Source organism: Microbacterium sp. F1-18 (assembly GCF_052921305.1).
Genome location: NZ_JBREVD010000002.1, coordinates 395,122 through 418,933 on the forward strand (window position 1 = coordinate 395,122; position 23,812 = coordinate 418,933).

General features: G+C 68.2%; 26 protein-coding genes and 2 tRNA genes. 9 read left to right on the top strand and 19 right to left on the bottom strand.

Features of this window, described 5'->3' with window-relative positions:
* Nucleotides 1-5 precede the first annotated feature (5 nt).
* From ACU6RU_RS06030 to msrA, 3 genes are all read right to left on the bottom strand, one after another.
* Complete coding sequence (locus ACU6RU_RS06030; RefSeq protein ID WP_259455172.1) at nucleotides 6-500, bottom strand: DUF6993 domain-containing protein; 495 nt, start codon at nucleotides 498-500, stop codon at nucleotides 6-8.
* Between the two features lie 37 nt (nucleotides 501-537).
* Nucleotides 538-1,032, bottom strand: a complete 495-nt coding sequence (locus ACU6RU_RS06035; RefSeq protein WP_120262656.1) for a single-stranded DNA-binding protein — start codon at nucleotides 1,030-1,032, stop codon at nucleotides 538-540.
* Nucleotides 1,033-1,186: 154 nt separating this feature from the next.
* On the bottom strand, nucleotides 1,187-1,714 hold the full coding sequence (gene msrA / locus ACU6RU_RS06040) for a peptide-methionine (S)-S-oxide reductase MsrA (protein WP_446726119.1): 528 nt from the start codon (nucleotides 1,712-1,714) through the stop codon (nucleotides 1,187-1,189).
* Nucleotides 1,715-1,828: 114 nt separating this feature from the next.
* Here msrA and ACU6RU_RS06045 point away from each other — a divergent pair, with 114 nt between their 5' ends.
* Complete coding sequence (locus ACU6RU_RS06045) at nucleotides 1,829-2,089, top strand: hypothetical protein (protein ID WP_120262658.1); 261 nt, start codon at nucleotides 1,829-1,831, stop codon at nucleotides 2,087-2,089.
* A gap of 27 nt (nucleotides 2,090-2,116) precedes the next feature.
* On the opposite strand, the gene yczR is transcribed toward ACU6RU_RS06045, so the two are convergent.
* A complete protein-coding gene (gene yczR, locus ACU6RU_RS06050; protein WP_446726120.1) occupies nucleotides 2,117-3,526 on the bottom strand; it encodes a MocR-like transcription factor YczR in 1,410 nt (469 codons plus the stop codon).
* Nucleotides 3,527-3,587: 61 nt separating this feature from the next.
* Here yczR and yczE point away from each other — a divergent pair, with 61 nt between their 5' ends.
* Nucleotides 3,588-4,250, top strand: coding sequence for a membrane protein YczE (gene yczE, locus ACU6RU_RS06055; RefSeq protein ID WP_120262660.1), 663 nt, complete (start codon nucleotides 3,588-3,590; stop codon nucleotides 4,248-4,250).
* Here the strand turns inward: yczE and ACU6RU_RS06060 are convergent.
* Complete coding sequence (locus ACU6RU_RS06060; protein WP_289331440.1) at nucleotides 4,231-4,380, bottom strand: hypothetical protein; 150 nt, start codon at nucleotides 4,378-4,380, stop codon at nucleotides 4,231-4,233. The genes yczE and ACU6RU_RS06060 overlap by 20 nt on opposite strands.
* Before the next feature lie 174 nt (nucleotides 4,381-4,554).
* On the opposite strand from ACU6RU_RS06060, the gene ACU6RU_RS06065 reads away from it, so the two are divergent.
* Nucleotides 4,555-4,627: transfer RNA gene (locus ACU6RU_RS06065), tRNA-Arg, on the top strand.
* Between the two features lie 13 nt (nucleotides 4,628-4,640).
* On the opposite strand, the gene ACU6RU_RS06070 is transcribed toward ACU6RU_RS06065, so the two are convergent.
* From ACU6RU_RS06070 to ACU6RU_RS06100, 7 genes are read right to left on the bottom strand one after another with little or no spacing between them, the layout of a single operon-like run.
* On the bottom strand, nucleotides 4,641-5,345 hold the full coding sequence (locus ACU6RU_RS06070; RefSeq protein ID WP_446726121.1) for a hypothetical protein: 705 nt from the start codon (nucleotides 5,343-5,345) through the stop codon (nucleotides 4,641-4,643).
* 32 nt (nucleotides 5,346-5,377) lie between these two features.
* Nucleotides 5,378-7,045 carry an ABC transporter substrate-binding protein gene (locus ACU6RU_RS06075; protein WP_289331438.1) on the bottom strand — a complete coding sequence of 556 codons (1,668 nt, stop codon included), beginning with the start codon at nucleotides 7,043-7,045 and terminating at the stop codon, nucleotides 5,378-5,380.
* Between the two features lie 44 nt (nucleotides 7,046-7,089).
* A complete protein-coding gene (locus tag ACU6RU_RS06080; RefSeq protein WP_259455174.1) occupies nucleotides 7,090-8,016 on the bottom strand; it encodes a carbohydrate ABC transporter permease in 927 nt (308 codons plus the stop codon).
* Nucleotides 8,013-9,041, bottom strand: coding sequence for an ABC transporter permease (locus ACU6RU_RS06085; protein WP_120262665.1), 1,029 nt, complete (start codon nucleotides 9,039-9,041; stop codon nucleotides 8,013-8,015). Before ACU6RU_RS06085 ends, ACU6RU_RS06080 begins: the two co-directional genes overlap by 4 nt.
* A gap of 42 nt (nucleotides 9,042-9,083) precedes the next feature.
* Nucleotides 9,084-10,172 (bottom strand): Gfo/Idh/MocA family protein, encoded by a 1,089-nt coding sequence (locus ACU6RU_RS06090; protein WP_120262666.1) that lies wholly within the window; start codon nucleotides 10,170-10,172, stop codon nucleotides 9,084-9,086.
* On the bottom strand, nucleotides 10,169-10,897 hold the full coding sequence (locus ACU6RU_RS06095) for a cupin domain-containing protein (protein WP_446726122.1): 729 nt from the start codon (nucleotides 10,895-10,897) through the stop codon (nucleotides 10,169-10,171). Before ACU6RU_RS06095 ends, ACU6RU_RS06090 begins: the two co-directional genes overlap by 4 nt.
* Nucleotides 10,894-12,024 carry a Gfo/Idh/MocA family protein gene (locus tag ACU6RU_RS06100; RefSeq protein ID WP_289331435.1) on the bottom strand — a complete coding sequence of 377 codons (1,131 nt, stop codon included), beginning with the start codon at nucleotides 12,022-12,024 and terminating at the stop codon, nucleotides 10,894-10,896. The genes ACU6RU_RS06095 and ACU6RU_RS06100 overlap by 4 nt, the downstream gene beginning before the upstream one ends.
* Nucleotides 12,025-12,217: 193 nt before the next feature.
* Here ACU6RU_RS06100 and orn point away from each other — a divergent pair, with 193 nt between their 5' ends.
* From orn to ACU6RU_RS06125, 5 genes are all read left to right on the top strand, one after another.
* Entirely contained in the window at nucleotides 12,218-12,841 is a 624-nt protein-coding gene (orn, locus tag ACU6RU_RS06105; protein ID WP_120262668.1) for an oligoribonuclease, read from the top strand.
* 38 nt (nucleotides 12,842-12,879) lie between these two features.
* Nucleotides 12,880-12,955, top strand: a tRNA-His gene (locus ACU6RU_RS06110).
* Between the two features lie 26 nt (nucleotides 12,956-12,981).
* Nucleotides 12,982-13,332 (top strand): metallopeptidase family protein, encoded by a 351-nt coding sequence (locus ACU6RU_RS06115; RefSeq protein WP_446726123.1) that lies wholly within the window; start codon nucleotides 12,982-12,984, stop codon nucleotides 13,330-13,332.
* Complete coding sequence (gene clpS / locus ACU6RU_RS06120; RefSeq protein WP_289331434.1) at nucleotides 13,332-13,622, top strand: ATP-dependent Clp protease adapter ClpS; 291 nt, start codon at nucleotides 13,332-13,334, stop codon at nucleotides 13,620-13,622. The genes ACU6RU_RS06115 and clpS overlap by 1 nt, the downstream gene beginning before the upstream one ends.
* Nucleotides 13,619-14,092 carry a DUF2017 family protein gene (locus ACU6RU_RS06125; RefSeq protein ID WP_120262671.1) on the top strand — a complete coding sequence of 158 codons (474 nt, stop codon included), beginning with the start codon at nucleotides 13,619-13,621 and terminating at the stop codon, nucleotides 14,090-14,092. The genes clpS and ACU6RU_RS06125 overlap by 4 nt, the downstream gene beginning before the upstream one ends.
* Here ACU6RU_RS06125 and ACU6RU_RS06130 read toward each other — a convergent pair whose 3' ends face one another.
* The 6 genes from ACU6RU_RS06130 to gatC all read right to left on the bottom strand — a co-directional run bounded on the left by ACU6RU_RS06130 (nucleotide 14,093) and on the right by gatC (nucleotide 19,710).
* Entirely contained in the window at nucleotides 14,093-14,674 is a 582-nt protein-coding gene (locus ACU6RU_RS06130) for a hypothetical protein (protein WP_446726124.1), read from the bottom strand.
* Nucleotides 14,649-14,969 carry a hypothetical protein gene (locus ACU6RU_RS06135; protein ID WP_120262672.1) on the bottom strand — a complete coding sequence of 107 codons (321 nt, stop codon included), beginning with the start codon at nucleotides 14,967-14,969 and terminating at the stop codon, nucleotides 14,649-14,651. Before ACU6RU_RS06135 ends, ACU6RU_RS06130 begins: the two co-directional genes overlap by 26 nt.
* A gap of 40 nt (nucleotides 14,970-15,009) precedes the next feature.
* On the bottom strand, nucleotides 15,010-16,269 hold the full coding sequence (dinB, locus tag ACU6RU_RS06140; protein WP_446726125.1) for a DNA polymerase IV: 1,260 nt from the start codon (nucleotides 16,267-16,269) through the stop codon (nucleotides 15,010-15,012).
* A gap of 116 nt (nucleotides 16,270-16,385) precedes the next feature.
* Nucleotides 16,386-17,903: an Asp-tRNA(Asn)/Glu-tRNA(Gln) amidotransferase subunit GatB gene (gatB, locus tag ACU6RU_RS06145; RefSeq protein ID WP_120262674.1), complete on the bottom strand. Its 1,518-nt coding sequence runs from the start codon at nucleotides 17,901-17,903 to the stop codon at nucleotides 16,386-16,388.
* Complete coding sequence (gatA, locus tag ACU6RU_RS06150; protein ID WP_446726126.1) at nucleotides 17,903-19,414, bottom strand: Asp-tRNA(Asn)/Glu-tRNA(Gln) amidotransferase subunit GatA; 1,512 nt, start codon at nucleotides 19,412-19,414, stop codon at nucleotides 17,903-17,905. The genes gatB and gatA overlap by 1 nt, the downstream gene beginning before the upstream one ends.
* Complete coding sequence (gatC, locus tag ACU6RU_RS06155) at nucleotides 19,411-19,710, bottom strand: Asp-tRNA(Asn)/Glu-tRNA(Gln) amidotransferase subunit GatC (protein WP_120262676.1); 300 nt, start codon at nucleotides 19,708-19,710, stop codon at nucleotides 19,411-19,413. The genes gatA and gatC overlap by 4 nt, the downstream gene beginning before the upstream one ends.
* A 52-nt stretch (nucleotides 19,711-19,762) precedes the next feature.
* Here gatC and ACU6RU_RS06160 point away from each other — a divergent pair, with 52 nt between their 5' ends.
* Nucleotides 19,763-21,460 carry a long-chain-fatty-acid--CoA ligase gene (locus ACU6RU_RS06160; RefSeq protein ID WP_446726127.1) on the top strand — a complete coding sequence of 566 codons (1,698 nt, stop codon included), beginning with the start codon at nucleotides 19,763-19,765 and terminating at the stop codon, nucleotides 21,458-21,460.
* 34 nt (nucleotides 21,461-21,494) lie between these two features.
* On the opposite strand, the gene ligA is transcribed toward ACU6RU_RS06160, so the two are convergent.
* Nucleotides 21,495-23,807 (bottom strand): NAD-dependent DNA ligase LigA, encoded by a 2,313-nt coding sequence (gene ligA, locus ACU6RU_RS06165; RefSeq protein WP_446726128.1) that lies wholly within the window; start codon nucleotides 23,805-23,807, stop codon nucleotides 21,495-21,497.
* Nucleotides 23,808-23,812 lie beyond the last annotated feature (5 nt).

Below are 23,812 nucleotides of genomic sequence, written 5' to 3' on the forward strand. Positions count from 1 at the left end.
GCGATTCACCAGTCGATGGGGCGCGTGTTCCCGATCAGGCAGCCACCGCTCGGAAGCTCCGGGACCACCATGGCCGTGGGTGCGGGGGTCGAGGGGCCGACTTGTCCGACGAGACACTCTCCCGCCCACAGGACGGAGAACTGCAGACTGTCGACCGGGTCGTCGACAGAGGTCCGGTCGGCCGTCACCTGCATCGTGGATTTGTCGAAGCCCGCCGCCACGAGCGCGTCGACATAAGCGCGACCCGCGACGCTGTCGGGCGAGGCCGCCACCTGATTCATGACCTCGGTGAAGAGCGGGAGGTTGTCGCTCGCCGTGCTCTCGGGCGAGAGGGGCGCGGGCCCCTCCGACGTGGTCGGCTGAGGGGTGGGAGCAGCCGATGTGGCGGGAGGCGCCGGCTCGGGGACGAACATCGAGCACCCCGATAGCGACACGACGACGACGAGAGCGCCGGCCGCCCCCACCAACGAGCGGGCGAGGGGCGAACGAAGCAGACGCATGCCTGGATTCTAGACGGAGCTCCGTCACCCGACCCTGTCAGAAGGGCGTCTGGCCGCCGCCGTCCGTCTCCGGAACGACAGCGACGGCCCAGTCACCGTCGACGCTGGAGGGACCCGGCGGGACGGCCGGGCCCGTGTCCACGGCGCCGGAGCGGTCGGGGGCGTCTGCATCCGGGCGCGGGGTGCGCTGGAATGTGGCCGTACCCCATTTGAGGTCATGTCCGATCGCATCGGCGTCGATCTCGATCTCGATGCCGCGCTTGTCGCCGGCCTCCCACTCTTTCAGCCGCAGTCGTCCGTCGACGATGACCCGCTGCCCTTTCCGAAGGGACGCGAAGGCGTTCTCGCCGAGCGCACGGAACACACTGATCCGGTACCAGTTCGTCGTCCCGTCGACCCATTCGCCGGACTGCGCGTCGCGATAGCGCTGGCTGCTCGCAAGCCGGAAGCTCGTGACCGGGATGCCGCTGCCCGTGCGGCGCTGCTCGGGCTCGGTGGCGATGTTTCCGATGACGGTGATGCGGTCTGACATGTCTGCTCCTCAGCGGGGCACGGAAGGGGAACGCTCCGGCACCCGCGTGCCCGCCGAGTGCCGGAGCGCTCCTAGCTTGTGCTCCGCACGGTCGACGACGAGGGCGGTTCCGCACATCGGTGCAGAACCGCCCTCGTTACCCGCTGGGGAGGAGTCAGCTCCGGACGTACTCCGCGAAACGGGCGCGCACCTTGTTGACCTTCGGCACCGCCACCGCGAGGCAGTATCCCTGTCCGGGGTTCTTCGCGAAGAAGTCCTGGTGGTAGTCCTCCGCGGGGTAGAAATCATCGGCGGGCTCCATCGTCGTCACCACGCCGCCGCCCCACATCTCGTCGGCGCGGTCGCGGGCGGCGGCGAACAGTTCGCGCTGCGCGTCATCCAGCGGGAACATCGCCGAACGATACTGGGTGCCGACGTCGGCTCCCTGCCGGTTGAGCTGTCGGGGGTCGTGCATCGTGAAGAAGGCGTCGAGGATCACGTCTGCGGGGATCACATCCGGGTCGAACGTCACCGATACAGCCTCGGCGTGGCCGGTCGTGCCCGTGCAGACCGCCTCGTAGCTGGGGTGCGGGACGTTGCCGCCGATGTAACCCGACACGACCTCGGAAACACCGTCGAGCGCGCGGTACGCGGCGTCGAGGCACCAGAAGCAGCCCCCGGCGAGGATGAAGGTGGTGGTCATGGAAAGCTCCGTTCTCCCGCTCACGCGAGGTCTCACCCTAGCCAACCATCACGCCCGCGCCGGTGTTCCCGCCGATGTCGGAGGCACTGCGTAGCCTCCGAGGAGGAGGCACACATGTCGACGATGCCGGCTCAGATCGATCAGACCCTGACAGTGACGGGGCGCCCGAGTGACAGGCTCGTGGCGCTCGGCACCGACCGCTGGCGGGTCGTCGCGGGCGACGGCCACGTGCGGGGGCTCGTCCGCCGCGTCCAGACGCCGCGCGGCGAGCGATTCCTCGCCCTCCGATTCCACGCGCCGTCCCGTTCCTTCCGATCGATCGGCGAGTTCTGGCGCATCGCAGAGGCGGCCGACACCCTCCGACTCTCACGATGACCCCTCGCGACCCGCGCCGAGCGCGCTTCACACGAGGGCGTCGAGGGGCGGCGGTCCCGCCGTCCGGGCGCCGCTCGTCACACGCGCCCACACTGAGGCCAAGACATCGACGGCTCGCTCGAGCTCGGCCGGCGATGCCGTGAACGGCATGCGCAGTCGGTTCTCGTGTCCCCCGTCGACGGCGAAGCGCTGACCGGAGCTGAGGTAGACGGACTCCGCACGCGCACCGAGGACAAGCGGTCCGCTGAGGGGCGCCGGGAGACCGACCCACAGAGCGACGCCACCGTCGACATCGGGAACATCCCAATCAGGCAGCTTGTCGCGCAGAGCCGCCCGCACGGCGCGGTAGCCGCTCGAGAGCAGCTCGGCGCGCTGCGGCAGTATCTCGGCCATCCGCGGAAGGAGACGTGCCGCCACTTCCTGCTCGAACTCCGCCGTACCGAGGTCACGCGCCGGACGCGCCGCGTGGAGCCGGCGGATGACCTCCGGCTGGGCGCGGACCCATCCGACGCGCAAGCCGCCCCACACGGTCTTTCCGAGCGAGCCGATCCGGACGACATCCTCCTCCTGCAATGCCAGGGGCGCTGGCGCACCGAACGCCAGTTCCGCCGTGGTCTCGTCGACGACGAGCGTGCAGCCGCGCTGGGCGACCTCGCGCAGCGCCTCCTGCTCGCGCCTCGTCATCGAGCGGCCCGTCGGGTTCTGCAGGGTGGGCATCAGATACGCGAGCGCCGGTCGGGTTCGTCGTGCTGCCTCGTCGAGGCGATCGAGATCCCACCCGTGGGTCGTGGTGACCGGCACCGCGACGAGGCGGGCCCCCGCGGCTCGCAGAGCCTCAGCGGCATGGGGGTAGGTGGGGGTCTCGACGAGCACGCGCTCACCCCGGGCCACGAGCACCTCCGACAAGAGATGGATGGCGCTCTGCGCGCCTGCGGTGACGAGGATCTGATCCCGCGACGTCGCGATGCCGCGCTGGGTGTAGCGGTCCGCGATCGCGTCGCGCAGACGGTTCGACCCCAAGGTGTCGTAACCCGTTCGCGAGACGAGCCTTGCGGCATGCGATGCCGTCTCCGCGATGACCCCTGCGAGTCCTGGCCAAGCACTCGGGCTCGCCTGCTGCAGATCGATCGACCCTGGCTCTGCGAGTACCGTCCCTCCGCCGCGTGACGGCTGGGCGGTGGTCACACTGCCCGAACCCCGCAGGCTCTCGATATGCCCGGTCGCGCGCAGGCTGGCGTACGCGCTCGCCACTGTCGTCCGGCTCAGCCCCAGCGTCTGTGCGAGAGCGCGCTCGGCCGGGAGCAGCGTGCGCGCAGCGATGCGATTGTCGAGGCACAGCAGTCGGATGCCGTCTGCAAGAGCCTCGTATGCCGGCTCTCGGGTGCGCCAGCCTCCGAGCGCGACTTCCAACGACCTGGCCGAGATCCGGGAGTGCATACGGCCACAGTACGTGAATTGGCCTCTTTCGCAATGGCCAATTCACCGGTGAAATGGTCGGGTGATCCTCCGCTTCTCACAGCTCATCGTCGGCCTCGTCCTGTTCGGCGTGGGCTGCGCCGTCATGGTCGACGCCGGGATCGGGCTCGACCCGTGGACGGTCTTCGCCGAAGGAGTGAGCAAGAACACCGGCATCGGCATCGGATGGGTGGTGAGCATTACGGGGTTCCTGGTGCTGTTGCTGTGGATCCCTCTGCGTCAACGGCCAGGCGTCGGCACCGTCGCCAACATCCTCGTGGTCGGCGCCGCGATGCAGTTCAGCCTTCCCCTGCTAGGCACGCCCGACCACTGGCTCGCTCGAGTCGTGATGTTCCTCGCAGGCACCGTCCTGGTCGGGGTCGCCTCGGGGATCTACATCGGCGCACGTCTCGGCCCGGGCCCCCGTGACGGACTCATGACCGGCATCCACCAGCGGTGGGGATGGCCCATCTGGGCGGGTCGACTCGGCGTCGAGGCGACCGTCCTCGTCACCGGGTGGCTGCTCGGTGGCACGGTCGGCCTCGGCACGGTTCTGTTCGCGGTCCTCATCGGCCCCATCGTGCACGTCAGCCTGCCGCTGTTCGACCGGCGTTCCCGCAGTCGCGTGGGTGGCGGCACGGGCCGGGCCGAGCCTGCCGCGGCGCCCGCCGCCCCGATGCCCGGCCTCAGTGCTCCCGGAACGTAGGCCACTCCGCTCCCGGCGTCATGTGCGCATGGAGGGCGCTCTTCGCGATCTCCATCGTGGGATACGAGCCGAGCTCGGCGTCTGCTCCCGCCATCGTCACGACGTACTCGTCGCCGCGATGGCGAATCATCCCCGCGACTCCCCCGGTTCCGTATGCCACCCATAGTGCTGTAGATCGCGTCTGCGCGTTCATCCTCGAACCCCTTCCGACACCGGCAGGCTACGCCGCCGGAACCCGCGGGGCCAGAGCCCGGCGCCTTCTGGCCGGACATGCCCGTCGCCGCGCGATACCGTAGAGACATCCGCCTCCGTAGCTCAGTGGATAGAGCAGCGGCCTTCTAATCCGTTGGTCACAGGTTCGAATCCTGTCGGGGGCACTCCGCGTGCGCGTCACGATGACCGCGTGTACCTCCGGGCCGTGTCGTCTCGCAACGGTCGCGCCATGAGCGCGAGCAGGCCCGCGAACGCCCAGAGTACGAGCAGCAGGACGGCTTCGCTCGAGACGATGACGAGGAACGCCGCGACGACGATGAGCGACAGCACGCCCAACGAGAACCGCCACTGCGACGCGAGCTGGACCACGGCGATACGAGCCGCATCACGCAGACGGAACTCGAAGCTGGCAGTGAGGACGACCATGTGGCCGCCCCAGATGAGGACGAGCGCACTCAGCACCGTGTAGAGCGGGCGCAGGGCCGCCCCGCCGTCGACGTCTCCGAGGTGGATCAGGTTGAAGGTCAGCAGTGCGAGCGCGAGCGCCGCCGGCGCCGCCCACCGAAGAGTGGGCACGAGGTCGCGGCGATATGAGCGCAAGAAATGGCGACTGGGCGACAGATCGGTGTGCGCGACCGTGGCCGCCGCCACCCCCGCGACGAGCGCGGGGGCGACGGGCAGCAACGCGAGCACGAACAACGGGAGGTTCGAGGGGTCGCGATCGAGCAACAGGATCGTGACGATGGACGGCAGCACGGCGATCAGCAGCTGCGCCTCCAGCACCATCTGTCGGTAGACGAACGCCGCGCCGCGTGACAACGGCCCCCGGCCGACCTCATCGGCCGGGTCGCTTCGACGATCCGTGGTGGCCTCGACATCCATTTCCTCGCTCCCTCCGTCCCGCGCCCTTCCGCTCAGTCCTGTTTCAGCGTTCGCTCGAGGGCTGTGTTGAAGGTGTCGATCAGCTGGCCCGACCCCAGTCCCTCGAGCTCGGCCACGTACGCGTCCCAGTCGTTCTCGATGGAGCGCTGGCCGGTGATGAACGATGCGGTCGCGGCGTGCACGGCGTCGGTGAGCTGCGTCTGCAGCAGCGAGGTCTGCTCGAGCTCGATCTCGTTGAGAAGCGGCGCGGGCGCCGTCGGGAGCTGCTCCTTCTTCTCGAGCTGCGCCGCCGTCCACGCGGCGATCTCGTCGGTCATCATCGAGAGCACCAGCTCTTGAGACGAGCCGTTCGCGAGCAGGAAGACACCGTTGCTGTAGCCGTAATCGGCGTTGAGCAGCTTCGGTGCGCCGGCGTTGATCGAGCTCCAGGCGATGTCGTCCATGAGCTTGCGCGTGCCGTCCGCCTCGCGTGTGAACGTCTCGCCCTCGACGCCCCACTGCGCGAACTCGAGGCCCTCGTCGGAGTAGTACAGCCAGTCGACGAACTGCAACAGCGCCTTGAAGTAGGGCTTCTCGGCGGCAGCGCTCGAGATGAGGATGCCCGATGTGAAGCGACCGCTCGGCAGCTTGTCCCCCGCCGGTCCGCCGGGGAGCGAGAGCAGCCGGATCGGAACGTCGCCCTGCCCCGAGTCAGCGAACTTCTGCCGGTACTCGGCGATTGTCTGCGTGTTGCCGGAGATCGCCGCCGATTTGCCGGCGATGAACTTCTGCACGGCCTGGTCGTCGCTCTGGGTGATCTCCGGGTCGAGGACGCCCGCCTCGACCAGAGCGGCCGCATCGGAGACGACCTCCTTGTACCCGTCGGACGCGCCGGTGAACACGTACTCGCCGGCTTCCTGGTCGTACCACGTGTTCGCATAGCCCCAGCCGGCTGCCGTCGGATAGTTCGGCGCCATGATGCTCAGCAGCGAGCCGAGCGGCGTCGCGTCGGTCCAGCGGTCCGACATGGCGTAGTCGAGTTCGGGGTTGGCTGCGGCAACCTTCTCGAGTTGCTCGAGGTACTCGTCCCACGTGGCCGGGTCTTCGGAGATGCCGGCCTTCTCCCAGAGATCCTCGCGGATGGCAACGGAGTATTGAACGTCGGGAACTTCTCGCAGCCCCGGCAGATGGTAGATCTTCCCGTCCTCCTGCCGGCGATTCTGGAGGTCGTCTTCGAGACCCCAGTCAGCGATCTTCTGCTGGAAGTTCGGCATGTAGTCGAAGTAGTCGGATATCGGCAGGAGCGCCCCGCCGGAAACGAACTGCGTCTCGGACCCGGCGTAGGTCGACGAGATGATGTCGGTCGCCTCGCCGCTACCGATGAGCAGCGACTTCTTCTGGTCGAAGTCGGCCATGGGGATGTCCGTGCGCGAGAACGTGACATTCTGATCGTCCTCAAGATGCCGGAAGATCGACCAGTCGTCTTTCACCGGGTAGTTGGGGTGGTCACGGTACATCAGCGAGAACTCGACGGGCTCGGTCGCGGCGAAGGTGACCCCGGCCTCGAAGTCCTCCATGGCGCCGACGGACTGCGCATCCGCGATCGTGGCGCCGCCGTCGCCGGCAGCATCCTCGGCACCGGGTCCGGAGCAGGCCGAGAGCACGAGCGCGGCAGCCGCCAAGCCCGCGGCACCGGCAAAGGTGTGGCGAGTGATTCTCATTGTGTTTCTCCTCTGTGTGAACGCCGTCGTTCGACGTAGGGGATTCAGCCCTTGACCGACCCGAGCATCACGCCCGAGACGAAGTAGCGCTGGATGAAGGGGTACAGGCAGATGATGGGGAGCACCGTGAGGAGCATCGTGACGGCCTGGATGTTCGAGGCGACCTGCGCGGACTCGCCGCCGAGCGCTTCCTGTACCCCCGTCGCGGCAGCGATGAGGTTTCGGAGATAGACCGTCACGGGGAACAGCGACTTGTCGTCGAGGAACAGGAAGGCGTTGAACCACGAGTTCCAGATGCTGACCGCGTAGAACAGCGTCATCGTCGCGAGCACGGCCTTCGACAGCGGCAGCACGACCCGGAAGAAGATGCCATAGGTTGTGAGCCCGTCGATGGCTGCCGCCTCTTCGAGCTCCTCGGGGAAGTTCTCGAAGAACGACTTCATGACGAGCAGGTTGAACACGCTGAGCGCCCCGGGGACGACGACCGCCCAGATGCTGTTCCGCCACCCGAGATAGTTCGCGATCAGGATGTAGTTCGGGATGAGCCCGCCGCCGAAGAACATCGTGAAGACGGCGATGCCGACGAAGAAGGTCCGGCCCTTCAGATACGGCTTGCTGAGCGCGTACGCATATGTCGTCGTGATCGCCATCGCGATGATGGTCCCGACGATCGTGTAGAGGAACGTGTTCCCGTAGTTCGTCCAGAACGTGCCGTCGTTCATCACCACGCGGAAGGTGTCGATGTTGAATCCCCGCGGGATGAGGTTGACCTCGCCGGCGGCGATGTACCCCTCAGACGAGAACGCCTTGGCGACGAGGTTGATGAAGGGGTAGAGCGTGACGACGCAGACGAGGACGAGAGCGACGGCGTTCACGACACGGAAGGCGCGGTATCCCGGCGATTCCCGGATGACGCCGGTCTCCCGCCGCACGCGTGCGGCGTCGGGCTTGGGGGGCAGGGCTTCGGTCACCACAGCGAGGTACCAACCAATCGACGTGAGAGGGCGTTGGCGCCGAGCACGAGCACGAGGCCGATGATCGCCTCGAACAAGCCGATGGCCGTTCCGTACGAGAACTGGGCCGACTGGATGCCGACGCGATAGAGGTAGGTCGAGATGACGTCCGCCGTCGAATAGATGAGCGGGTTCTGCAGCAGCAGGACCTTCTCGAATCCGACGGCCATGAAGGAGCCGATGTTGAGGATGAGGAGGACCATCATGGTCGGGCGGATTCCGGGCAGAGTGATGTGCCAGGTCTGCTGCCAGCGGTTCGCCCCGTCGATGCGGGAAGCCTCGTACAGCTGGTCGTCGATCGTGGTGAGCGCCGCGAGGTACAGGATCGTTCCCCAGCCGACGGTCTGCCACACCTCCGACGACACGTAGATGGAGCGGAACCACTCGGGCCGCTGCATGAACGGGACGGGGTCGCCCCCGATCGCCTCGACCACCTGGTTCACCGTGCCGTTCAGCGCGGTGAGCTGCAGCACGAGGCCCGCCACGATCACGACCGACATGAAGTGGGGCAGGTACGAGATCGTCTGCACGATCCGCTTGAAGCGTCGCGATCGCAGCTCGTTGAGCATGAGGGCGAGGATGATCGGCAACGGGAAGGTGATGAGCAAGGTGAGACCGCCGAGAACCACCGTGTTCCAGAACACCGTCCAGAACTGCTGGTTCGAGATGAACGCCTCGAAGTAGTAGAAGCCCACCCACTCGTCGCCGAATATCGAGCCGCCGGGGCGGAACCGCCGGAACGCGATCACGTTCCCGAGCATCGGGATGTACCTGAAGACGAGCAGGAAGACGACCGGCGCGAGCAGGAACGTGTACAGCCGCCAGTCCCGGGCGAGGGCGCGGCGCCAGGTCTGCTTGGCACGGGGCGTGCGATCTCGCCGGAACCGTCGCCGTTTCGCCGGCGCAGTCGTGATCGCGCGCGTCGCAGTGCCGGCGGGCGGGGCATCGCCGAGCCGCACGGGCGGGTGAACGGATTGCGTCATAGGGAACTCCACATCGTCGTGGTTCTCGTGAGCGGGTTGCGTCTAGGGCGTGAGCACCGACGCATGCGAGGACGAGCCGACGAGCGTCGCACCCGCCTGCGCGTGCAGGCTCAGTTCTGCGGCCATCAGCGCGTGCGCCTGACTCATGGCGGTCTCGGTGCCGTCCAGGCAGTCGCGGATGAGCCGCCCGAAGTACGGGAAGCCCGTCATCCCGTTCGCATCGAAGCGCTGCTGCGTGTTCTGGTTGACGAGGAACAGCTGGCCACCGCCGTTGTCGGTGGTGATATCGATGTACTTGCGCAGCTCGATGTACCCGTCGGTGCCGAGCAGCAGTGTCCTGCCGTCTCCGAACACGCCCAGCCCGTCCGGTGTGAACCAGTCGACCCGGACGTAGCCCGTCGCCCCGTTGTCGAGGATCACGTGCGCGTCGCCGAAGTCCTGCAGGCCGGGCGTCTCAGGATGCGCGTAGTTCGCGATCGTCGACATCGACACGCGACCGCCCGCCGCGCGCGTGTAATGCAGGATCTGATCGAAGTTGTGGCTTCCGATGTCGCACAGGATGCCGCCGTACTGCGCTGGGTCGTAGAACCAGTCGGGTCGTCCGCTCCCGACGCGGTGCGGCCCGAAGCAGACGACTTGGAGCACCCGGCCGATCGCTCCGCGCTCGACGAGCTGGTCGGCGAGGATCGCCGCCTCCGAATGGACGCGCTCGCCGTAGTAGACGGCGTAGAGCAGCCCGGTCCGCGCGGTCGCCTCGCGCACGGCATCCAGCTGCGCGAACGTCGTGAGCGGGGCCTTGTCGACGAACGCGTGCTTGCCCGCTTCGATCGCGCGGAGTCCGATCGAAGCACGCTGCGAGGGGATGGCCGCCGTCGCGATCAAGCGCACCTCGGGATCGTCCAGCACCTCCTGCTCGCTCGACGCGACACGTGCCGTCGGGTACTGCTTCGCGAACGCGGCAGCACGAGCGGGGTCATCGTCGAACACCCAGGTCACGGTCGCACCGGCACCGACGAGCCCGTCGGTCATCCCGAAGATGTGCCCGTGGTCGAGGCCCACAGCCGCGAAGGCGAACTCGCCCGGCTCGACGACCGGACGCGGGAGGGCGTCGAAAGTGTATGAATGGCTCATCGGGGGTTCTCCTGGTCTGTGAGGTCGTAGGCGCGGATCCGTCCGCACATGCCGAATGCGCGATCGCCGGACGCCGTGGGAGCTTCATGGATTCGCGCATCGTGCAGGTGAGTCACGTCGCCACGCGCGACGGCGTCGGTGAGCGTCAGCGACTGCTCCGCCTGCGCGAGCGCGCGTTCGCGCACGAGTCGTCCCCAGGCGGCTGCGCGGTGCCGGACGATGGCCCCGGCCTGTCGGTAGAACTTCTCGAGAGGCGTCCGATCGCCGTCGATGACGGCGTCGCGGAGTGTCTCGAACCCCGACACGGCGAGATCACGCCGACGTGCGGCACGGGCGGCGCGCTCGTCGCCCTCGCCCAATGACGCGGCGTCTGCGTAGGCGGCCGGGTCGCCGACGATCTCGGACGGAAACGTCATCACGGCGTCGCCCGCCTCGGGCAGGCCCGCATTGCTCATCAGCACCAGCACCTCGAGCCCGCCCTGGTTGACCGCCCGGTGGATCGTTCCGGGCGTGAACCAGACGACCGACCCGGACTCCAGGACCGCCTCGCGGAATCCGTCGCTGTCGATGGTCTGCAGCGCTCCCCGCCCACCGACGACGAGGTACGCCTCGGTCGAGACGAGATGCATGTGCGGGCTGCCGCCGCGGATGCCGTCCGAAGCGGGGTCATCGTAGATGTCGAGGTGCGACAGCGAGGTGCCGCCGGGGAACGATGACACGGTCACGATGCCGCCTCTGCGAGCGACTTCTGCTTCTCGAAGAAGTGCGGTGCCCGCTCGACCAGTCGACCGGCACGGTAGTAGGGGTCGTCGGCCCCGATCGGCAGCTCCACGAACGCGCGTTCGATACCCGCTTTGTAGATGGCGGTGACGACCTCGATCGCGTTGCGGCCGTCCCACCCGTCCGCAATCGGCGCGCGGCCGTCCCGGATCGCGCCGAGCAGATCGCCGATCTGCCCGGCGTGTCCGGAGTGAGCGAGGGGTTTCCGCGCGGAGACGACGCTTTCGATGGCGGCCACCACGTCGGGGGCGCCGCCTTTCGCGGGGAACCCCCCGCTGTCTGTGCGCTCGGCGATCACCCGCCAGGGTTGGGATACCCGGGCCTTCTCCCCCTGGATGACGATCTCCTGCTCTTCGCCGTGATGCACCACGGAGCTGGTGAGCTGAGCGAGGCCGCGCTCGTATCGCAACACGGCGACCGAGAGGTCCTCCACCTCGCTGTTGTCGTGCTGCGCGTTCGCGAGCATCGCGGTGATCTCCGTCGGGCGACCCAGCAGCCACAGCAGCAGGTCGATGTGGTGGATCGCATGGTTGAGGGTGCAGCCGCCGCCCTCCTTCTCCCAGGTTCCGCGCCACCAGAGGTCGTAGTAGGGCAGCCCACGCCACCAAGCCGAGTCCACACGCACTGACGAGATCGATCCGAGCAGGCCGGACTGGACGACGGCTTTGAGCGTCGCGAGGTCGTCGCGGAACCGGTTCTGCGCCACCACCGAGAGCATCTTGCCCGAGCGTTCCTGAGCCGCGAGCATCGCGTCGCACTCCTCCAGAGACGGCGCCATCGGCTTCTCCACCAGCACGTTCACTCCCCCGTCCAGGGCCGCGATCGACAGTGCCGCGTGGGTCGAAGGGGGTGTCGCGATGCTGACGAGGTCCAGATCAGCCTCTGCGATCATCCGAAGGGGGTCGTCGTACCCGACGGCGTCGACGAGGCCGAACTCGGAGGCCTTCTGCGCGGCTTTCCCGGGCGAGACGTCGGCGAGTGCGACGATCTCGCATTCGCCGGGGAAGGCGAGGTACCCACCGATGTGCGCGCTGGCGATGCCGCCGGTGCCGATGATGCCGATCCTGAACATGCTTCCTCGCACTTCCTGAGCGTTGCGCTTCTACTACGTATTACTACGACGTAGTAGTCATGATGGACACAACGACGCGCGTGGTCAAGGATTTTCTCCGACGAATCGGAAAACGCCTTCCGGGTACCCGCGCCGGGCGCGAGCAGCCACGGGGCGGGCCGCCGTGTCGCAGCCGATCACTAGGATGGGCGACATGGTGGGAACAGCCGAGAACGACCGTCTCGTATGGATCGATTGCGAGATGACGGGGCTGGATCTCAGCGTCGACGAGCTCGTCGAGGTCGCCGTCATCGTCACGGACTACGAGCTCCGACCGCTCGACCCGGGTTTCCAGCTCGTCATCCGTCCGAGCGAGGCCGCACGGGCGAACATGGGCGACTTCGTCACCGCGATGCACGAGACCTCGGGGCTGCTGTCCGAACTCGACTCGGGCGTGGCGCTCGCTGATGCCGAGACCGCCGTGCTCGAGTACATCCAGCGCTTCGTTCCCGAGGGGAAGGCCGCGCTGGCGGGCAACACCATCGGCACCGACCGTATGTTCCTCGCGAAGTACATGCCGCGTGTCGACTCCTGGCTGCACTACCGCAACGTCGACGTCTCGAGCATCAAAGAACTCTCGCGACGCTGGTTCCCTCGCGCCTACTTCCAGGCGCCGGCCAAGGACGGCGGACACCGGGCGCTGGCCGACATCCGAGAGTCGATCCGTGAACTCGCTTACTACCGCTCCGCCGTGTTCGTGGCCGAGCCCGGACCCACCAGCGACGAGGCCCGGGCAGCCGCTGAGGCAGCCGTGTCGTCGTACGCTCCATCCGTGTAATACAATCGTAGGGTTGCCCGGTTTCACCGGGAGACATGGTGGCTATAGCTCAGTTGGTAGAGCACCGCGTTGTGGTCGCGGGGGTCGCGGGTTCAAGTCCCGTTAGCCACCCCACGTAACACCCCGGTCCGGGAGTGCAGATGATCGAGATGGATGTCGAAGAGTTCGAACTCCTCGTCACCGACGAGCTCGACCGATTGCCCGATGACATGATCGACGGGCTCGACAACGTCATCTTCGTCGTCGAAGACCGCCCCGAAGACGGCAGCCTCGACCTGCGGGGCCTCTACGACGGCTACGCCCTCACCGAGCGTGACCGCTACGGTCAGGGCGAACTGCCGGATCGCATCATCGTCTACCGCGAACCCCACCTGGCCGCCTGCGACGATCTTCCGGGCCTTCGCGACGAGATCCACACCACCCTCGTCCACGAGATCGCTCATTTCTACGGAATCGACGACGACCGCCTGCACGAGCTGGGGTGGGCATGATGAGCACCGCGCTCCCCGACCTGGACCGCGAGACCGACCTTCGCGCCGCGCCAGACGAACCGTGGCAGACCGTCGTGTGGAACGACCCCGTGAACCTGATGTCATACGTCGTCCATGTGTTCCGGACCTACTTCGGGTACTCGCGCGACCGCGCGACACAGCTCATGCTCGCCGTTCATCACGATGGCCACGCAATCGTCGCGGAAGGTCCGCGTGAAGCGATGGAGGCCCACACGCGAGCGATGCATGAGTTCGGCCTCTGGGCGACCGTGCGGCGGGGGAACGAATGACCCCTTCCGTCGTCTTCGGACTACCCCGCCCTGAGGCGGACTACCTCCGCGAGCTCGTCGAGCAGTACCTCGAACTCGTCACCACGCCCGATGACCCGCGTGACCCGGCGGCGCGACGGCTCTCGCCTGACGCCTATCCGGACGACCCGGATGCCGCGGCGGAGTTCCGTGAACTCACCCGCGACGATCTGGCGGCCACACGGGCCGCGGACGCCCGGCTGATGCTGGCGGCCCTCTCGAGCCCTCATGATCATGAGGGCGACACGGAGCCCGCGGCGATACTGACACTCGCACTCGACGCGCGAGAGCAGACCGCATGGCTGCGCACCCTGGCGGGACTTCGTCTCGTACTCGCGGAGCGCATCGGAATCAGTGACGAGAGCATCATGCCTGTCGGCGATCCGCGCTTCGACGTCTACGAGTGGCTCGGCTATCGGCAGGAGATGCTGCTGCAATCGCTCGACGCGTGATCAGGCGAGCTCGACGACATGCGTCGCGAGGCTCCGAGGGTCATTGCGGGATATGTGGTCCTGCTCCTGCGCCGCCCAGCGTTCCCAGTGCGGCCGGTAGGTTTCGCCGTCACGCGCCAGAGCGCGCTGCTTGCGCACATCCGCCGGGGCGTCCAGCCATATCGTGACCGCCGCGAAGGACGCCGCCGCGGGCGTCAACGCGCCGCTCCCCTCGAGGATGATCGCGTCGGCCGCGTTCGCGACACGCTCAGCGCCGTAACGGTCCTCAGCCCAGTCCCACTGCTGCCATCGCGCTGCCTCACCGTGACGGCGGGGGGCGAGCACGCGCGCGACGGCGTACTCGGCGCCGGCCGCGAGACCGTCCCATCCGGGATAGAGCTCATCGAGCGCGACAAGCTGGGGCGTCGTGCTCAGGGTGGCCCACCGCCGCTGGAGCTCACGGGCCAGCGTCGACTTGCCGGCGCCGCTGCGTCCGTCGATGATCACGACACCGCCCGGCGACAATTCGCCCAGCACGCTTTCGATGAGCGCGCCCGGTGTCAGGCGCGCGGCAGCCCTACTTCTTGAGGGCGCGGATGACACGGCTGAGAGCGCGGCCCACGACCCAGACGAAGGGAATGCCGACGGCGACCAGCGAGACGAGGTTCGGCTCGAAGCGCAGATCGTCACCCTTGCGTACGTACGCGCCGACAGGAATGGCGTAACCGCCGCCACCGCCGCCGCTGTTGCCCTCGGTGTCCTCGCCCGCGCCGAACCCACTGCACGTCAACGCGACAGGGATGAGCGTGATGCCACCGACATCCTGCTGCTCACCGTAAGCGCTGGTGACGCCGATGGTCGCGGACTGCTTGCCGAGTTCGAGTGCGAGGTTGGGCATGGACCCACCGTACCCTCCTCCGGCGCTCGCGGTACAGGTGTCAGTGATCGTGGTCGGGCCGTGGGTTGGTGGGCATGGCGCCGACGTCGCGTCGAGGCCCGAGCACGCTCGCCCGCGTGACCGCGCCGCGACCGAAGCGAGCGCGGGCTCCGTCGAGCGCGTCGTCGACGCGGCGCCACTCCTCGTCGTCGTCCCAGAGCGTCAGTCCGCCGGTTCCGTCGGGTCGGAGCTTTTCGGCGCGCACCCCGATGAGTCGCACCGGTTGCGACAGCTCGACCGTCGAGAGGAGATCAATGGCGGCCGAACCGATCCGTTGGCCGACGTTCGTCGCGAGCGGCAGGGTCTGCGAGCGTGAGTATGTCGAGAAGTCGCTCAGACGGACCTTGATCGACACCGTGCCGGCCTCCCACCCACCCGCGCGCAGCCGCGCTCCGACCCGATCAGCCAGGCGTCGGAGCTCGGAACGGAGCACCGTGAGATCGGTGACATCGTGAGAGAACGTCTCCTCGTGCGAGATGCTCTTCTCAGCCCGTTCGGTCTGGACCTGCCGCGCATCGTGCCCACGCGACAGATGCCACACACGCTCGCCCATCGCGGGCCCGAGGGCGCGGTCGAGCACCGATCTGGGGGTGTCCCAAACGTCGGCGACAGTGCGGATGCCGCGTGTGAGAAGGGCCTCTACTGCTTTCGGCCCGACGCCCCACAGAGCGCCGACCGGCCGTCCGGCCAGGAATCTGAGCGTCTGGTGCTCGGAGACGACGAGGAGACCGTCGGGCTTGGAGATCGTCGACGCCATCTTCGCGACATGCTTGGTCGCCGCGACCCCGACGCTGCAGGTGAGGCCCGTCTCGTCCAAGACACGTGCGCGGATGAGCTGAGCGATGTCGCGCGGGCTCCCCCAGAGCCGACGAGCACCGCTCACGTCGAGGAAGGCTTCGTCGATCGACAGCGGCTCGACCAGAGGTGTGATCGATCGGAAGATCTCCATCACGCCGCGTGAGAGCTCGGCGTACCGCTCGAAGGTCGTCGGCACGACGATGGCCTGCGGGCAGAGCTGCAGGGCACGTGCGACCGGCATTGCCGAGCGCACGCCGAAGCGACGAGCCTCGTACGAGGCGCTCGACACAACCCCGCGCCGTTCGACGCCGCCCACGATGATGGGCTTGCCGGCGAGCGACGGATCGTCGAGCACCGCCACCGCCGCGTAGAACGCATCCATGTCGACGTGGAGGATGCGCGTGCCGGTGTCGTCGGCGTCGGGCGGCGAAACGATGCGCCCCGAACCGTCTCCGCGTCCCATGGTTCCATTCTCGCCCGTGCCACCGACACCGGGCGCTGCTCGGGCGACGAAGCGGCGCCGCCGCCCCTCACGAGGAGGGAGTCGACGACGCCGCCGGGGTCGTGCGGATCGCTCTGCTACTGAGCCGCCCGCTCGAGGATCAGTTCGCGCACCCGCGCCGCGTCGGCCTGACCCTTCATCGCCTTCATGACAGCACCGATCACCGCACCCGCGGCCTGCACCTTGCCGTCCTTGATCTTCGCGAGGACGTCGGGCTGCGCGGCGAGGGCCTCGTCGATCGCGGCGATCAGCGCGCCGTCGTCGGAGACCACGGCCAGTCCGCGCGCGTCGACGACATCCTGAGGAGATCCCTCGCCGTCGATGACACCCTCGAGCACCTGGCGGGCCAGCTTGTCCGTCAGCGTGCCGGCATCCACCAGCTTCTGGAGCGCCGCCACGTCGGTGGGCGCGACCAGAGACTGCGGCTCCGCGCCACGCGCATTCGCGACGCGCGTGATCTCACCCGTCCACCACTTCCGTGCAGAGGCCGGCGACGCGCCGGCCGCGACCGTGGCGTCGACCTCGGCGAGCAGACCGCCGTTGACGACGTCCTGGAACTCGAGATCGGTGAAGCCCCACTCGCCCTGAAGCCGGCGACGCCGGGCCGCGGGCGGCTCGGGAAGGGCGGCACGGAGCTCTTCGATCAACTCCGGCGAAGGAGCTACCGGCAGGAGATCGGGCTCCGGGAAGTACCGGTAGTCGTCGGCATCCGACTTCGGCCGCCCCGGCGAGGTCGTGCCGGTGTCTTCGTGCCAGTGCCGGGTCTCCTGCGTGATGGTGCCGCCCTCGGCGAGGATGGCGGCCTGGCGCTGGATCTCGTAGCGCACCGCCCGTTCGACGGAGCGCATCGAGTTGACGTTCTTCGTCTCGGTACGGGTGCCCAGCTTCTCCTGGCCCCGTGGCCGCAGCGAGACATTCGCATCGCATCGCAGGTTGCCGCGCTCGAGGCGCGCCTCCGAGATGCCCAGGCCGATGACGATGTCGCGGATCGTGCGCACGTACGCCTTGGCGATCTCCGGCGCGCGGTGCTCGGCGCCGAAGATCGGCTTCGTCACGATCTCGACGAGAGGCACGCCGGCACGGTTGTAGTCGACGAGCGAGAACTCCGCGCCCTGGATGCGGCCAGCGGCGCCTCCCATGTGGGTGAGCTTGCCCGCGTCCTCTTCCATGTGCGCCCGCTCGATGTCGACGGTGACGGTCGTTCCGTCCGACAGCTCCACCTCGACCGCGCCCTCGAACGCGATCGGCTCGTCGTACTGCGAGATCTGGTAGTTCTTGCCGAGGTCCGGGTAGAAGTAGTTCTTCCTCGCGAACCGGCTCGACGGAGCGATCGAGCAGCCGAGCGCCAGGCCCAGACTGATCGACGACCGGATCGCCGTCTCGTTCACGACCGGGAGTGCCCCGGGCAGGCCCATGTCGACCGGCGCGACGAGGGTGTTCGGAGCCGCGTCGTGATTGTCGGGGTGAGCCGGGTTCGCCGCCGGCGAGAACATCTTCGTGCGCGTGTTCAGCTCGACGTGCACCTCGAAGCCGAGCACCGGCTCGAACAGCTCCAGCGCCTTGTCGAAGTCCATCAGTGCGACCTTGGCAGCCATCAGCGTGCCCCTCCCAGGATCGGTGCGCGGTCGAGCAGCGGGCCACCCCAGCTGTCGACGAGCAGAGTCTCGAGCGCGGCGCCCACACGGTAGAGCTGCGCATCCTGGCGCGCAGGCGCGATGAACTGGATGCCGACCGGCAGGCCGTCGTCTTCGGACAGCCCCGACGGGATCGAGATCCCCGGGACGCCGGCGAGGTTCACCGGGATGGTCGTGACGTCGTTGAGATACATCTGCAGCGGATCGTCGATCTGCTCGCCGAGGCGGAAGGCGGTCGTGGGTGCGGACGGGGTCGCGATGACGTCGACCTGCGCGAACGCCTCGTCGAAGTCGCGCTGGATGAGGGTGCGCACCTTCTGCGCACTGCCGTAGTAGGCGTCGTAGTAGCCCGCCGACAGCGCATACGTACCGAGGATGATCCGTCGCTTGACCTCGTCGCCGAACCCCGCTTCGCGCGTCGCCGACATGACGTCCTCGACAGTGCCGCCCGGCACGTCGACGCGCAGCCCGAAGCGGACGGAGTCGAACTTGGCGAGGTTGCTGGATGCCTCGGCCGGGAGGATCAGGTAGTAGGCCGCCACCCCGTACTCGAAGTGGGGTGCGCTGATCTCGACGATCTCGGCCCCCTGCGCCTCCATAGCCGCCAGCGACGCGCGGAACGACGCGCTCACGCCGGGCTGGAAGCCCACGTCGGCCAGCTCGCGGATGACACCGATTCTGAGCCCGCGCAGCACATCGCCGCGGGCACCCTCTCGCGCCGCTGCGGCGAAGGACGGCCACCGGTCGGCGAGCGAGGTCGAGTCGTGCGGGTCGTGCCCGCCGATGACGTCGTGCAGGAGCGCCGAGTCGAGCACGGTGCGCGAGACCGGACCCACCTGATCGAGGCTCGAGGCGAGGGCGATCGAGCCGTATCGGCTGACGCCGCCGTAGGTCGGCTTGACTCCCACCGTGCCCGTGACGTGCGCGGGCTGACGGATCGAGCCTCCCGTGTCGGACCCGAGAGCGAGGGGCGCCTCGAAAGCGGCGACGGCCGCGGCGGAGCCGCCTCCCGAGCCGCCGGGGATGCGCTCGAGGTCCCATGGGTTGCGGGTGGGTCCGTACGCTGAGTGCTCCGTCGACGAGCCCATCGCGAACTCGTCCATGTTGGTCTTGCCGAGGGGCACGAGGCCGGCGGCGCGAGCGCGGGCGACGACCGTCGCGTCGTACGGCGACATGAAGCCTTCGAGGATTCTCGATCCGCTGGTCGAGGGCATGTCGGTCGTGACGAGAACGTCCTTGATCGCGAGGGGCACGCCGGCCAGCTCGCCCAATGGATCTCCCGCGGCGCGGCGCGCATCGATCTCGCCTGCGACCTGGAGCGCGTGGTCGGAGACGTGCAGGAACGCATGCACGTCGCCGTCGACGGCGACGATGCGGTCGAGGTGCGCCTGGGTCACCTCGACGCTGCTGACGCTTCCGTCGGCCAGGCGCGCCGCCAGCTCGGCGGCGCTCGAACGGATGATGTCGCTCACTGCTCCTCCCCCAGGATCGCCGTCACGCGGAAACGGTCGTCCGCACGTTCGGGTGCATTCTGGAGCACCTGTTCGAGCGTGAGCATGTCGCCGGGCACATCCTCGCGGAAGACGTTCTCGAGGGCGATGGGGTGGCTGGTCGCCGGGACATCCGGGGTCGCCACCTCCGACACCTTCGCGATGTTGTCGACGATCGCGTCGAGCTGTCCGGTGAGACGCTCGACCTCCTCGTCGTTCAGCTGGATCCGGGCGAGCACGCCGAGGTGGCGCACGAGATCGGGGGTGATTTCAGACACCCGTCGATTCTAGTTCGGGCCCGATCGTGCACGAGACCCGTAGGGTGTCAGCGTGACGACCTACGACCCGCCACGTCCCTGGATCGCCAGCTACGCCGACGGGGTGCCGGACGATCTCCCGCCCATGGAGGGCTCACTCGTCGACATCGTCGCGACGTCGGCGCGGGAGCATCCCGACGCTCCTGCCCTGGAGTTCTTCGGGCGCACCGTGTCATACCGGCAGCTGCAGGACCGCATCGAACGTGCGGCCGCCTATCTGAGGGACGCCGGCGTGCGCCGCGGCGACCGGGTGGCGATCGTGCTGCCCAACTGCCCCCAGCACATCGTCGCGTTCTACGCCGTGCTGCGGCTCGGAGCCGTCGTCATCGAGCACAACCCGCTCTACACGCCGCGTGAGATGCGCAAGCAGTTCGAGGACCACGGCGCGAAGGTCGCGATCGTCTGGAACAAGCTCGTCTCGATGCTCCTGGACTTCCCCGACGATCTCGCGCTCAACGCCGTGATCTCCGTGGACATCACCACGGCGATGCCGCTCGGCATGCGGGCGGCGCTCCGGCTTCCCATCGCGAAAGCGCGGGAGTCTCGCGAGGCGCTCACCTCTCCGGTGCCCCGAAAACGCGTTTACGGCTTCTGGTCGGATGCCGAACGACACGACCCCCTGCCGGTGAGCCACGTGGGCCCGACGACGGGAGATCTCGCGCTCATCCAGTACACCAGCGGAACGACCGGAAACCCCAAGGGCGCCGCCCTCACCCATCGCAACCTCTTGGCCAACGCCGCGCAGGCGCAGGCGTGGACGCCGACGATCGAGCGCGGCGAGGGTTGCGTGGTCTACGCCGTGCTACCGATGTTCCACGCGTACGGCCTCACGCTCTGTCTCACCTTCGCCATGTCGATGGGCGCCCGGCTCGTGCTCTTCCCGAAGTTCGATCCAGCCCTCGTGCTCGCCGTCCACAAGCGGCATCCGGCCACACTCCTGCCCCTGGTGCCTCCGATCGCCGAGCGTCTGCTCGCGGCGGCGGACGAGGCCGGTGTCTCCCTCGCGGGAACGCAGGTCGCCATCTCGGGCGCTATGGCGCTCCCCCACGAACTCGTCGTCCCGTTCGAGGCATCGACCGGTGGATACCTCGTCGAGGGATACGGCCTCTCGGAATGTTCGCCGGTTCTCATGGCCAATCCGGTCGCGGACAACCGTGTGCCCGGGACGGTCGGATTGCCGCTTCCCGGCACCGAGTGCCGCGTGGTGGATCCTGACGAACCGACACGCGACGTCGAGCCCGGCGGTCGCGGTGAGCTTCTGGTGCGGGGTCCGCAGGTGTTCTCGGGCTACTACGGAAAGCCCGAGGAAACCGAGAAGGTCTTCGTCGACGGTTGGTTCCGCACCGGCGACATCGTCACGATCGACGAGGCGGGCTTCGTGCGCATCGTCGATCGGATCAAGGAGCTCATCATCACCGGCGGGTTCAACGTCGCCCCGACCGAGGTCGAGATCGCGCTGCGCCAGCATCCGCAGATCGCCGATGCCGCGGTGGTGGGCCTCCCCAGCGAGCATTCGGGCGAGGACGTCGTCGCCGCCGTCGTTGCGGTGCCCGGGGCGACGATCGACGAGGGCGACGTCCGCGACTTCTGCCGCGGCATCCTCACCCCGTACAAGGTGCCGCGCAGGGTCGTCGTGGTGGACGAACTGCCGAAATCGATGATCGGCAAGGTCCTCCGCCGCCAGGTCAGGGATCGACTGCTCGCGGGCTGACGCAGCCCGGGCGGGGTGCGGAGTCGACCGCGAGTCAGGACCCGAGAGCGGCCGGCCCCTGCTCGACGAGGACGCGGAACTGCGCGGCGTCGATGATTCGCACGCCCAGCTGTTCGGCCTTCGCCAGCTTCGAGCCCGCGCCCGGCCCGGCGGCGACGAAGTCGGTCTTCTTCGAGACGGACGAGCCAGCCTTACCGCCGGCAGCGAGGATCGCCTCCTGCGCGCCCTCGCGGGTATAGCCCTCGAGGGATCCAGTCGCCACGACCGTGATTCCTTCGAGCACTCCTCCCTCGACGACAGCGGCGCCCGGACCCGGGTGCCCCGGCACTTCGAGACGGGCTCCGGCTGCCTCCCACCGTTCGACGATCTCGCGGTGCCAGTCGACCCCGAACCAATCGATCAGCGAGTCCGCGATGATGCCGCCCACACCCTCGACCGCCGCGAGCTCGTCGCGCGTCGCCGCTCGGATCGCCGCGATCGAGCCGAACCACTGCGCGAGCGCACGAGCCGCGACCGGACCGACATGGCGGATGCTGAGCGCGACGAGGAACCGCCAGAGCTCCTTCGTCTTCGCCTTCTCGAGCTCGTCGAGGAGCTTGAGCGCCTGAGCCGACGGCTGCGGACCGGTCAGCCCCTCCTTCTTCTCCGCAGCCGAGGGGTTGCGCCGGAAGGGAGCTCGCCGCACCGGTTCGCCCGTCGTGTCGTCGACGCGCGGTTCGCCGGTCTCGGAGTCGCGCACGATGACCTCGATCGGCACCAGCTGGTCGAGAGTGAGCTCGAAGAGAGCCGCTTCGGTCACGAGCGGAGGCTCGGCCTCCCCCAGCGGCTGCGTCAGCGCCGCCGCCGTCACCTCGCCCAGCGCCTCGATGTCGAGCGCACCCCGCGAGCCGACGTGCTCGACGCGGCCCCGCACCTGTGCGGGGCACGAGCGTGCGTTGGGACACCGGAGGTCGATGTCGCCCTCCTTGGCGGGGCGCAGCGGCGACCCGCACTCGGGGCAGTCGGCGGGCATCACGAACGCACGTTCGGTGCCGTTGCGCAGCTCGACCACCGGTCCGAGCACCTCGGGGATCACATCGCCCGCCTTCCGCAACACGACCGTGTCGCCGATGAGGACGCCCTTCGCGCGGACGACGTCTTGGTTGTGCAGCGTCGCCTGGCGCACCACGCTCCCCGCGACGCGAGCCGGTGCCATCACCGCGAAGGGAGTGGCTCGCCCCGTGCGGCCGACCGAGACGACGATGTCGAGCAGCTTGGTGTTGACCTGTTCGGGCGGGTACTTGTATGCGATCGCCCACCGCGGCGCCCGGCTCGTCGCACCGAGCTCGTCGTGCAGCGCCAACTCATCGATCTTCACGACGACGCCGTCGAGCTCGTGCTCGACGCTGTGCCGGTTCTCGCCGAAGTGTTCAACGTAGTCGAGCACCCCCTGGATGCTCTCGTGGGTCTGCGAGTGGGGACTGATCGGAAGCCCCCACTCGGCGAGGAGCGTGTAGATCTCGCTCTGCGACGACACCGGCGGGTTCTGCCACGCGCCGATCCCGTGGACGTACAGGCGGAGCGAGCGGACACGGGCCTCCGAGGCCTCCAGTTCGAGCCCGGTCTTCTTGTCGAGCTGCTGCCGCAGGCCACCGCTGGCCGCGTTGCGGGGGTTCGCGAAAGCCGGGAAGCGTCGCTCGGCGCTGGTACGCGCGCGCTCCTCGTCGAACGCCCGGGAACGGGAACGGGCCTCATCGACCACCCGGTCGCGCATGGCCGCCTGGAGCGCGTTGAGCTGAGCGAACTCGGCGACGGGGATGAAGATCTCGCCGCGGACCTCGACGAGGGAAGGGTGTCCCGAGCCCGCGAGTCGTTGCGGGATGCCGGCGACGCGCAGCGCGTTGACGGTCACGTCCTCGCCGACGCGCCCGTCGCCGCGGGTCGCAGCAGACGTCAGCACGCCATTCTCGTAGCGCAGGCTGATCGCGAGCCCATCGATCTTGAGCTCGGAGAGCCAGCGCACCGGGCGTCCGGCAGAGGCTGATGCCTTCATGCACCAGTCGGTCAGTTCTTCGGGCGAGAAGACGTTGCCGAGACTCAGCATGCGTTCGGCGTGCGTGACCGGGGCGAACAGGGTCGACTCGGCGGCGCCGACGGTCTGGGTCGGCGAGTCTTGGGACTGCAGTTCAGGATGCCACCTCTCGAGTGCGTCGAGCCGGCGCATCCAGCCGTCGTACGTCGCGTCATCGACAACCTCGGCGTCGCGGCCGTAGTAGGCATCGCGCGCCGCGGTGATCCGTTCGATCAGGTCACGCGCTTCCGCGCGCGCTTCGTCGAGAGTGATCTCGGGGAGTTCTCCGTCTGCCACGTGGT

Bases quoted from the DNA above. Each gene is read 5' to 3' on its own strand.
- ACU6RU_RS06085 (WP_120262665.1), bottom strand. From the start codon at position 9,041: ATGACGCAATCCGTTCACCCGCCCGTGCGGCTCGGCGATGCCCCGCCC.
- orn (WP_120262668.1), top strand. From the start codon at position 12,218: ATGGTGGGAACAGCCGAGAACGACCGTCTCGTATGGATCGATTGCGAG.
- ACU6RU_RS06100 (WP_289331435.1), bottom strand. From the start codon at position 12,024: ATGTTCAGGATCGGCATCATCGGCACCGGCGGCATCGCCAGCGCGCAC.
- ACU6RU_RS06075 (WP_289331438.1), bottom strand. From the start codon at position 7,045: ATGAGAATCACTCGCCACACCTTTGCCGGTGCCGCGGGCTTGGCGGCT.
- dinB (WP_446726125.1), bottom strand. From the start codon at position 16,269: ATGGGACGCGGAGACGGTTCGGGGCGCATCGTTTCGCCGCCCGACGCC.
- ACU6RU_RS06060 (WP_289331440.1), bottom strand. From the start codon at position 4,380: ATGATTCGCCATCGCGGCGACGAGTACGTCGTGACGATGGCGGGAGCA.
- ACU6RU_RS06035 (WP_120262656.1), bottom strand. From the start codon at position 1,032: ATGTCAGACCGCATCACCGTCATCGGAAACATCGCCACCGAGCCCGAG.
- ACU6RU_RS06045 (WP_120262658.1), top strand. From the start codon at position 1,829: ATGTCGACGATGCCGGCTCAGATCGATCAGACCCTGACAGTGACGGGG.
- msrA (WP_446726119.1), bottom strand. From the start codon at position 1,714: ATGACCACCACCTTCATCCTCGCCGGGGGCTGCTTCTGGTGCCTCGAC.
- yczR (WP_446726120.1), bottom strand. From the start codon at position 3,526: ATGCACTCCCGGATCTCGGCCAGGTCGTTGGAAGTCGCGCTCGGAGGC.
- ACU6RU_RS06115 (WP_446726123.1), top strand. From the start codon at position 12,982: ATGATCGAGATGGATGTCGAAGAGTTCGAACTCCTCGTCACCGACGAG.
- ACU6RU_RS06070 (WP_446726121.1), bottom strand. From the start codon at position 5,345: ATGGATGTCGAGGCCACCACGGATCGTCGAAGCGACCCGGCCGATGAG.
- ACU6RU_RS06135 (WP_120262672.1), bottom strand. From the start codon at position 14,969: ATGCCCAACCTCGCACTCGAACTCGGCAAGCAGTCCGCGACCATCGGC.
- ACU6RU_RS06090 (WP_120262666.1), bottom strand. From the start codon at position 10,172: ATGAGCCATTCATACACTTTCGACGCCCTCCCGCGTCCGGTCGTCGAG.
- ACU6RU_RS06030 (WP_259455172.1), bottom strand. From the start codon at position 500: ATGCGTCTGCTTCGTTCGCCCCTCGCCCGCTCGTTGGTGGGGGCGGCC.
- clpS (WP_289331434.1), top strand. From the start codon at position 13,332: ATGAGCACCGCGCTCCCCGACCTGGACCGCGAGACCGACCTTCGCGCC.
- gatB (WP_120262674.1), bottom strand. From the start codon at position 17,903: ATGGCTGCCAAGGTCGCACTGATGGACTTCGACAAGGCGCTGGAGCTG.
- ACU6RU_RS06125 (WP_120262671.1), top strand. From the start codon at position 13,619: ATGACCCCTTCCGTCGTCTTCGGACTACCCCGCCCTGAGGCGGACTAC.